We start from the raw sequence: 7112 nt of genomic DNA on the forward strand, positions 1-7112 counted from the left end.
GCCACCCAAACCCGCCCGGGGGGGGGGGGGCGCCCCCCCCCGCCCCCCCCGGGGGGGCCCGCCCCGGGGGGGGGGGGGGGGCGCGGGCCCCCCCCCCCGCCCCCCGCCCCCCCGCCACCACTCGCTCAGTGGCAGGTACCGGTGCCGCTGTCGGTGTAGGTCTGCCCGGCCACCGGCACGAACTGCCAGTCGTAGCTGGTGGAGTGCAGGGTGAACTTCAGGACACCCCACGCCGAGCTGTTGCGCGCCTCGCTGTTGGGCTGGATGGTGCCGAAGCCGTAGTGGCTGGCACCGCCCATGCCGGCGACGAAGCTGCGCACACCCCGGCTGGCGTCGGCGGCGCCGGACGGGTTCATCGGTGCGAAGCGCTCGTACACGTGGTTGTGCCCCCACACCACCACATCGGCGTTGTGGTCGTAGAGCGCCTGGTACAAGGGGCGCGTCGACGTCGACGGCGCGTGGTTGGAGCTGGACGTGAACAGCGGGTGGTGCCAGTAGGCGAGCGTGCACGGCTTGCCGCTGGCGGCCAGGTCCGCGCGCAGCCACTGCTCCTGGGTCGAGCCCGCCGACATGCTGATGTTCGAGTTCAGCGACACGATGTGCCAGTTGCCGAGGTCGAACGAGTAGTAGCCGCGGCCGCTCGGGCCGGCGGACGTACCGAAGTAGTTGTAGTAGCCGGTCGCGCCCGACGTGTTGTAGTCGTGGTTGCCCGGCGATGGGCGGGTGCGCGTCCTGTGCCGACCCCAGGTGGGCTCGTAGTAGCTGCTGAACTGCGACGCGGTGCCGCTGTCGTAGACGTTGTCGCCGGTGGTGAAGACAGTCCCCGGGATGGTGTCGAGCAGCGCTGCCGTGGCGGTGTCGCCCGATCCGGAGTCGGCGATGTCGCCGGCACCGACGAACACCGGATCGCCGGAGGGTGGCGTGGTGGTCCCGGTCGTGACCACCAGTTGCGGGGCGTCGGCGCCACTCTCGCGCGTGTCGTAGTAGGCGCCGTCGCCGCTGGCGGAGGTCGCACCGAAGCTGTACGTGCCATTGCCGGTGACGGCGGTCGTGACGTCGATCTCGTACCAGGCGTTGCCGCTGACCGCGCCGAGGGTGCCGAGCGTCGCCCCGTCGATGGCCGGCTGGTTGTTCCAGGTGGTGCCGGTCTCCGACCACGTCGTGTTGGACATCCGCCGGAACGTGCCACCGACGTCGCTGCCGTCGTTGCCGCTGATCGTGCGCAGGCGCAACTTGGCACTCGTCACCGTGCCGCTGACCCCGCTCACGGTGAAGCGGAGGAACGAGCGCCGTACGGGCGAGTTGTCGACGACGATCTGCGTGGACGTGCCGTAGTTGGTGGACGCCGCGTCGTTCTGGACGTAGGTGTCGGCGACCGGCGTGAACGTCACGCTCGCCGCCGATGCCGCGTCGGCACCGGTCACGACGACGGCGGCGGTCGCGGCGACGAGCACCAGCACCGCCCCCGACGTGATCGACGGACGGGGGAATCGAATGTCCATCCAGGACTCCTCTGTTACGGGGGTGAAGCGCAAGGAATGTAGGAGCGTCGATCGGCCGGCGGGCGACTGGCGGATGAACACCGCGTCCCGGCAGGCGAACACCTCGATGTTCGCGAGGCGTTCACCCGCGCCTCGCCTCGCTGCCGCGCGCGGTCCGTTGTGCCCGCTCCGATGAGTACGGACGATGGCTGACCGGCAGTTGTCGACCCGAGGAGATGCTCGTGTACCTGTCGACCGTCTCCCGACCGGTCGCCGACCAACCCGACTCCGACCGGCCCGGGTCCGGGCCACGGCGTCGACGGCTCGCCCTGGTCAGCGGCAACGTCGTCGCACTCGGCACGGTCAGCCTGATCACCGATGTCTCCGCCGAGATGGTGGCGGCCGTCCTGCCGCTCTACCTGGTGCTGGGCCTCCAGCTCAGCCCGGTGGCCTTCGGCGTGCTCGACGGCGTCCACACCGGCGCCACCGCGCTGCTGCGGGTCGTTGGCGGGTTCGCCGCCGACCGGTTCCGGCGGCGCAAGCTGATCGCCGGCATCGGCTACACCCTCTCGGCGGTCGCGAAACTCGGCCTGCTGCTCGCCGGCCGGTCGATACCGGCGATCGGCGCGGTCATCGCCGTCGACCGGCTCGGCAAGGGCGTGCGCAGCGCCCCGCGCGACGCGCTGATCACGCTCTCCACCCCACCCGAGGCGCTGGGCCGGGCGTTCGGGGTGCACCGGGCGATGGACAGCGTCGGCGCGTTCCTCGGGCCGCTCGCCGCGTTCGCCGTCCTGCTTGTCGTCGGGCAGTCGTACGACGCGGTCTTCGTCACCAGCTTCTGCGTCGCCGCGCTTGCCGTCGTGGTGCTCGTGCTCTTCGTCCGGGAACGTCCCACCGACGCGGCGACGAAGAGCCCGGATGACCCGGCGGTCTCGGTCCGGGAGGCGTTCGGTCTGCTGCGCGGAGGACCCGCCCGTCGGCTCGTGCTGGCCGCGGCGCTGCTCGGGCTGGCCACCATCGGCGACGGTTTCGTCTACCTGCTCCTGCAACGCCGCGAGGACCTCGGACTGCGCTGGTTTCCCCTGCTCGCGGTGGGCACCAGTCTGGCCTACCTGCTGCTCGCCGCCCCGCTCGGCGTACTCGCCGACCGGGTCGGCCGGCTGCCGGTGGTGCTCGGCGGCTACACCGCGCTCGGTGCCACGTACCTGCTGCTGGCCGGTCCGGTCGACGGCTGGCCGCTGATCGCGCTGACGCTTCTGCTGTACGGCGGGTTCTACGCCGCCACCGACGGGGTGCTCATCGCGCTCGCCGGCCCGGTGCTGCCGGCGCGGCTGCGGACCACCGGGATCGCGCTGGTGCAGACCGGGCAGGCGCTGGCGTACCTCGTCTCCTCGGTCCTGTTCGGTCTGGCCTGGCAGGCGTGGGGGCCGCAGGTCGCGATCCGCACGGCGGCCGTGGCCGTCGCCGGCGTTCTGGTCCTCACCCTGCTCCTGCTGGGCGTCCCGTCCCGTCTGCGCACCCGGAGGGTGTCCCGATGACCGTGTTGTCGACCCGAGCGAAACTCGGCGTGGTGCTCGCCTCGGCCGTGCTGCTGGGCAGCGTGGCCGCCGGCTACGTGGCCGTGGCCGCGGAACCCGCCCGGACACCGCCCACCGGCACCGGCGACCAGGTGGTCACCCTGGCACCCGGCCCACGCCTGCTGGCCATCACTGACCGGCACCTGTCCACCGTCGCCACGGCCGACCCCACCGGGCCGCGCACCGTCTCCGGCCTGGAATGCCTGCGGGTGTACGCCGCTGCGGGCACCGGCGTCTGCCTGAGACCGGAGACCGCGTGGTCGTACCAGGTCGTCGTGCTCGACGCGGCGCTGCGGCAGACCCGGGCGGTCGACGTGCCGGGGCTGCCGAACCGGGCCCGCGTCTCGGCGTCCGGCCGGATGGTCTCCTGGACGACGTTCGTCGGCGGCGACTCCTACACCGCCAGCGGTTTCTCCACCCGCACCGGAATTCTCGACACCACCACCGGTGCCACGGTGACCTCGCTGGAAGAGTTCGCGATCACGCGGGACGGGCGGAGCTACCGCAGCCCGGACGTCAACTACTGGGGCGTCACCTTCACCGCCGACGACAACCGCTTCTACGCGACCATGTCGACCGCGGGTCGGCGCTACCTCGTCCGGGGCGACGTCGCCGCCCGTACCGTGGAGACGCTGAAGGAGAACGTCGAGTGCCCGTCGCTGTCGCCCGACGGCACCCGGGTCGCCTTCAAGGAGGCGGTCGACGCCGACCCGGCGAAGGGCTGGCGCCTGTCGGTCCTGGACCTGGCGACCATGCGGGTCACCGCGACGGCCGAGACCCGCAGCGTCGACGACCAGGCCGCCTGGCTCGACGGCCGGACGCTCGCCTACACACTGCGCCAGGACGACGGCCAGCCCGACGTCTGGAGTGTCCGGGCCGACGGGTCCGGTGCGCCGAGGCTGACCATCCCGGGCGCGGAGTCCCCGTCGCCGCTGGGCTGACGGCGACGGCCGGGTGGCCAGGACACCTGACCGCCTTGGTGCGGACAGCCTTCCGTCACGGGGGATTACCCGCCACACCCATCGCCGTTCATCGACGTTCCCAAGGCTGTCGACCATGACAAGGCTGAGCCGTCGCATCTTCGTCCTCAGTGGACTCGTGGCCGCGGGCGTCGCGGTCACCCCCCGCCAGGGTGCCCGCGCCGCGGTGCCGTACCCCTTCAAGCTCGGTGTGGCCTCCGGTGACCCGGCGCCGGACAGCGTGGTCCTGTGGACCCGGCTGGCACCGTCGCCCCTCGACGCCGACGGACAGGGAGGCATGGCCAACGCCGACGTGACAGTCGAGTGGCAGGTGTCCACCTCGGACCGGTTCACCTCGCTCGTCGCCGCCGGCTCGGTGACCGCCCGCTACGCCGACGCGCACTCCGTGCACGCCATCGCGGGCGGGCTCGCCGCCGACTCCGACTACTACTACCGATTCCGGGCCCAGGGCCAGATCTCCCCGGTCGGACGGACCCGGACCGCCCCGGCGCCCGGCACCGTCGGCCGCGACCTGGTGATGGCCTTCGCCTCCTGCGCCCACTACGAGGCCGGCTACTACACGGCGTACCGGCGGATGGCCGAGGAGAACCCCGGGCTGATCCTGCACCTCGGCGACTACATCTACGAGGGTGGTGTCGGCACCTCCACGGTGCGGCAGCACGTCGGCGCGGAGATCGTGTCGCTTGCCGACTACCGCCGCCGATACGCGCTCTACAAGTCCGACCCGGACCTGCAGGCGGCGCACGCGGCGGCACCCTGGCTGGTCGTGCCGGACGACCACGAGGTGGAGAACAACTACGCCAACATGGTCCGCAACGACAGCAGCCCGACGCTGACCGCCGCGCAGTGGACCGCCCGACGGACCGCCGCCTACCGGGCGTACTACGAGAACATGCCGCTGCGGCCCGCCTCGGCCCCGAGCGGCAACAGCATCCCGCTGTACCGCCGGGTGCGCTGGGGACAGCTCGCCACGTTCCACCTGCTCGACACCCGGCAGTTCCGCGACGACCAGGCGTGCGGTGACGGCTGGAAGGTCTGCGCGGACGCCGACCTGGCCTCCCGGTCGCTGACCGGGGCGACCCAGGAGGCGTGGCTGCTCGACGGACTGGCCCAGCACTACGGCACCTGGGACATCCTCGGCCAGCAGGTCTTCTTCGCCCAGCAACTCGACGCGAACGGCGCGGCGAGCATGGACGCCTGGGACGGCTACCGGGCGTCCCGCGGCCGGATCCAGACCGGCTGGCAGCAGCGCGGGGTGCGCAACCCGTTGGTGCTCACCGGGGACGTGCACAGGTCCTGGGCCAACGACCTCAAGGCCGACTACGCCAACCCGTCGTCGGCCACCATCGGCACCGAACTGGTCTGCACCTCGATCAGCTCGACCGGCAACGGCACCGGCAGCACCACCATCCCGAACGCGGCGACGAACCCGCACCTGAAGTTCTACTCGGACCGGCGTGGCTACGTGCGTACCACGATCAGTCGCAGCCAGGTCCGTGCGGACTTCCGCGCGGTGAACACGGTGACCGAGCACGGGGCCGCGGCGTCCACGGTGCGCTCGTTCGTCATCCTCGACGGCCAGCCCGGCCTGCAGGCCGGGTAAAGGAGAACCACCATGACCGCAATCACGTCACTGCTCGCCGCGTCCCTGCTGGTCGGAAACGTGGCCCCGATCGCCGTCACCGCCGAGGCGGTCACCTGGACCACCGCGAACAGCGTGGCCACCGGCGACCAGGACCTGCCCGGCATCGCCATGAACCGCAACGGCCACGTCGCCGTGGTCTGGGAGGACGACCGGGACAGCACCGCGCCCGAGGACGACACCCACAGCGAGATCTACCTGCGCCTGTTCCGCGACGGCACGCCCGGGTACGAGCTGAAGCTCTCCGCCGGGGGCACCAGCGGGGCCGCCTGGCGGCACATCAGCCCCGACGTGGGGCTCGACGACAAGGGCAACGCCGTGGTGGTCTGGGCCGCCGACGGCGACGGCAACGGCGTCTACAACATCCAGTACCGGGTGGTGTCGCCCAGCGGCACGGTGCTCGGCTCGGGGCAGGTCAACGCCAGTGACGCCGGGCAGCAGATCTGGCCGAAGGTGGCGGTCGACCCGGACGGCGCGCCGACCACCGCCGCGGTTGGCTTCACCGTCGTCTGGGAGGACATCCAGGGGACCGCCCCCGCCACCGTCAGGGCCGCCGGCTTCACCGCGGCCACCACAAAGGGGTACGAGGTGACGGCCTCGCAGACGACGGGTACGCACCACCGCCCCGACGTGGCGGTGTCCGCCGCCGGTGAGGCGCTTGTGGTCTGGGACGAGGATGCCGACGCGAACGGGTCGGACAACATCGGGTTGACCCGGCTGGCCCGGTCCAACGGTGCGGTGGTGCTGTCGCGGCGGACGGCCAACGCGCAGAGTGGCGGTCAGCAGCGGCGCGCCTCGGTCGCGGCGAACGTCGCCGGGGACTTCACCGTGGGGTGGGAATCCGACCACACCGGCACCCGGGGTGTCTGGGCGCGATCGTTCACCTCGGCCGGGACCGCCCGGCACGACGAGGTCCAGGTCTCCACCGGGGCCGGGGCCATCGCTCCCGGCGTCGGCATCGACGACCAGGACAACGCCGTGGTGGGCTGGACGGTGTCGGGCACCAACCCGGACGTCTGGGCGCGTGGCCTCAACCCGGACGGCACGTCCACCGGCCGCCTGGCAGCGCAGGCGTTGAGCCAGACCACGACGGGTCGGCAGGAGCAGTTGGCCGTCGCCACGTCGCCGTGGGGTGAGGTGAGCCTCTGCTACACCGACGACAACGACGGCAACGCCTTCGACCAGGTGCTCCTCGGACTGGGGGCGACGAACTCGACCTGGTTGCTGTCCGCCGATGAGCTGCGCCGGCTGAAGGCGCGGGGCACCCCGGCGGCGGGCTGAGGCGGGCGGCCACGGCCGGTCTGATCCACTCGGGTTCGGTGCAGTCGCGGGGGGGGGGGGGGGGGGGGCGCCGCCCCCCCCCCCCCCCCCCCCGCCCGCCGCCCGCCACCCCCCCCCCCCCCCCCCCCCCCCCCCCCCCCCCCCGGGGGTA

5 protein-coding genes are annotated in these 7112 nt (G+C 72.5%); 4 read left to right on the forward strand and 1 reads right to left on the reverse strand.

What is annotated here, in order from left to right:
• Positions 1-125 precede the first annotated feature (125 nt).
• Positions 126-1502 carry a DNRLRE domain-containing protein gene (locus tag ACGFIW_RS04715; protein WP_393310936.1) on the reverse strand — a complete coding sequence of 459 codons (1377 nt, stop codon included), beginning with the start codon at positions 1500-1502 and terminating at the stop codon, positions 126-128.
• Positions 1503-1723: 221 nt separating this feature from the next.
• Here ACGFIW_RS04715 and ACGFIW_RS04720 point away from each other — a divergent pair, with 221 nt between their 5' ends.
• The 4 genes from ACGFIW_RS04720 to ACGFIW_RS04735 all read left to right on the forward strand — a co-directional run bounded on the left by ACGFIW_RS04720 (position 1724) and on the right by ACGFIW_RS04735 (position 6961).
• Positions 1724-3019, forward strand: coding sequence for an MFS transporter (locus tag ACGFIW_RS04720; protein ID WP_393310937.1), 1296 nt, complete (start codon positions 1724-1726; stop codon positions 3017-3019).
• On the forward strand, positions 3016-3999 hold the full coding sequence (locus tag ACGFIW_RS04725; RefSeq protein ID WP_393310938.1) for a hypothetical protein: 984 nt from the start codon (positions 3016-3018) through the stop codon (positions 3997-3999). Before ACGFIW_RS04720 ends, ACGFIW_RS04725 begins: the two co-directional genes overlap by 4 nt.
• 115 nt (positions 4000-4114) lie before the next feature.
• On the forward strand, positions 4115-5641 hold the full coding sequence (locus ACGFIW_RS04730) for an alkaline phosphatase D family protein (RefSeq protein ID WP_393310939.1): 1527 nt from the start codon (positions 4115-4117) through the stop codon (positions 5639-5641).
• 12 nt (positions 5642-5653) lie between these two features.
• Complete coding sequence (locus ACGFIW_RS04735; RefSeq protein ID WP_393310940.1) at positions 5654-6961, forward strand: hypothetical protein; 1308 nt, start codon at positions 5654-5656, stop codon at positions 6959-6961.
• Positions 6962-7112 lie beyond the last annotated feature (151 nt).

Origin of the sequence: Micromonospora sp. NPDC048935 (assembly GCF_043197875.1) — a bacterium.
In the GTDB taxonomy this organism is placed as follows: domain Bacteria; phylum Actinomycetota; class Actinomycetes; order Mycobacteriales; family Micromonosporaceae; genus Micromonospora.

Bases quoted from the DNA above. Each gene is read 5' to 3' on its own strand.
- ACGFIW_RS04715 (WP_393310936.1), bottom strand. From the start codon at position 1,502: ATGGACATTCGATTCCCCCGTCCGTCGATCACGTCGGGGGCGGTGCTG.
- ACGFIW_RS04725 (WP_393310938.1), top strand. From the start codon at position 3,016: ATGACCGTGTTGTCGACCCGAGCGAAACTCGGCGTGGTGCTCGCCTCG.
- ACGFIW_RS04730 (WP_393310939.1), top strand. From the start codon at position 4,115: ATGACAAGGCTGAGCCGTCGCATCTTCGTCCTCAGTGGACTCGTGGCC.
- ACGFIW_RS04735 (WP_393310940.1), top strand. From the start codon at position 5,654: ATGACCGCAATCACGTCACTGCTCGCCGCGTCCCTGCTGGTCGGAAAC.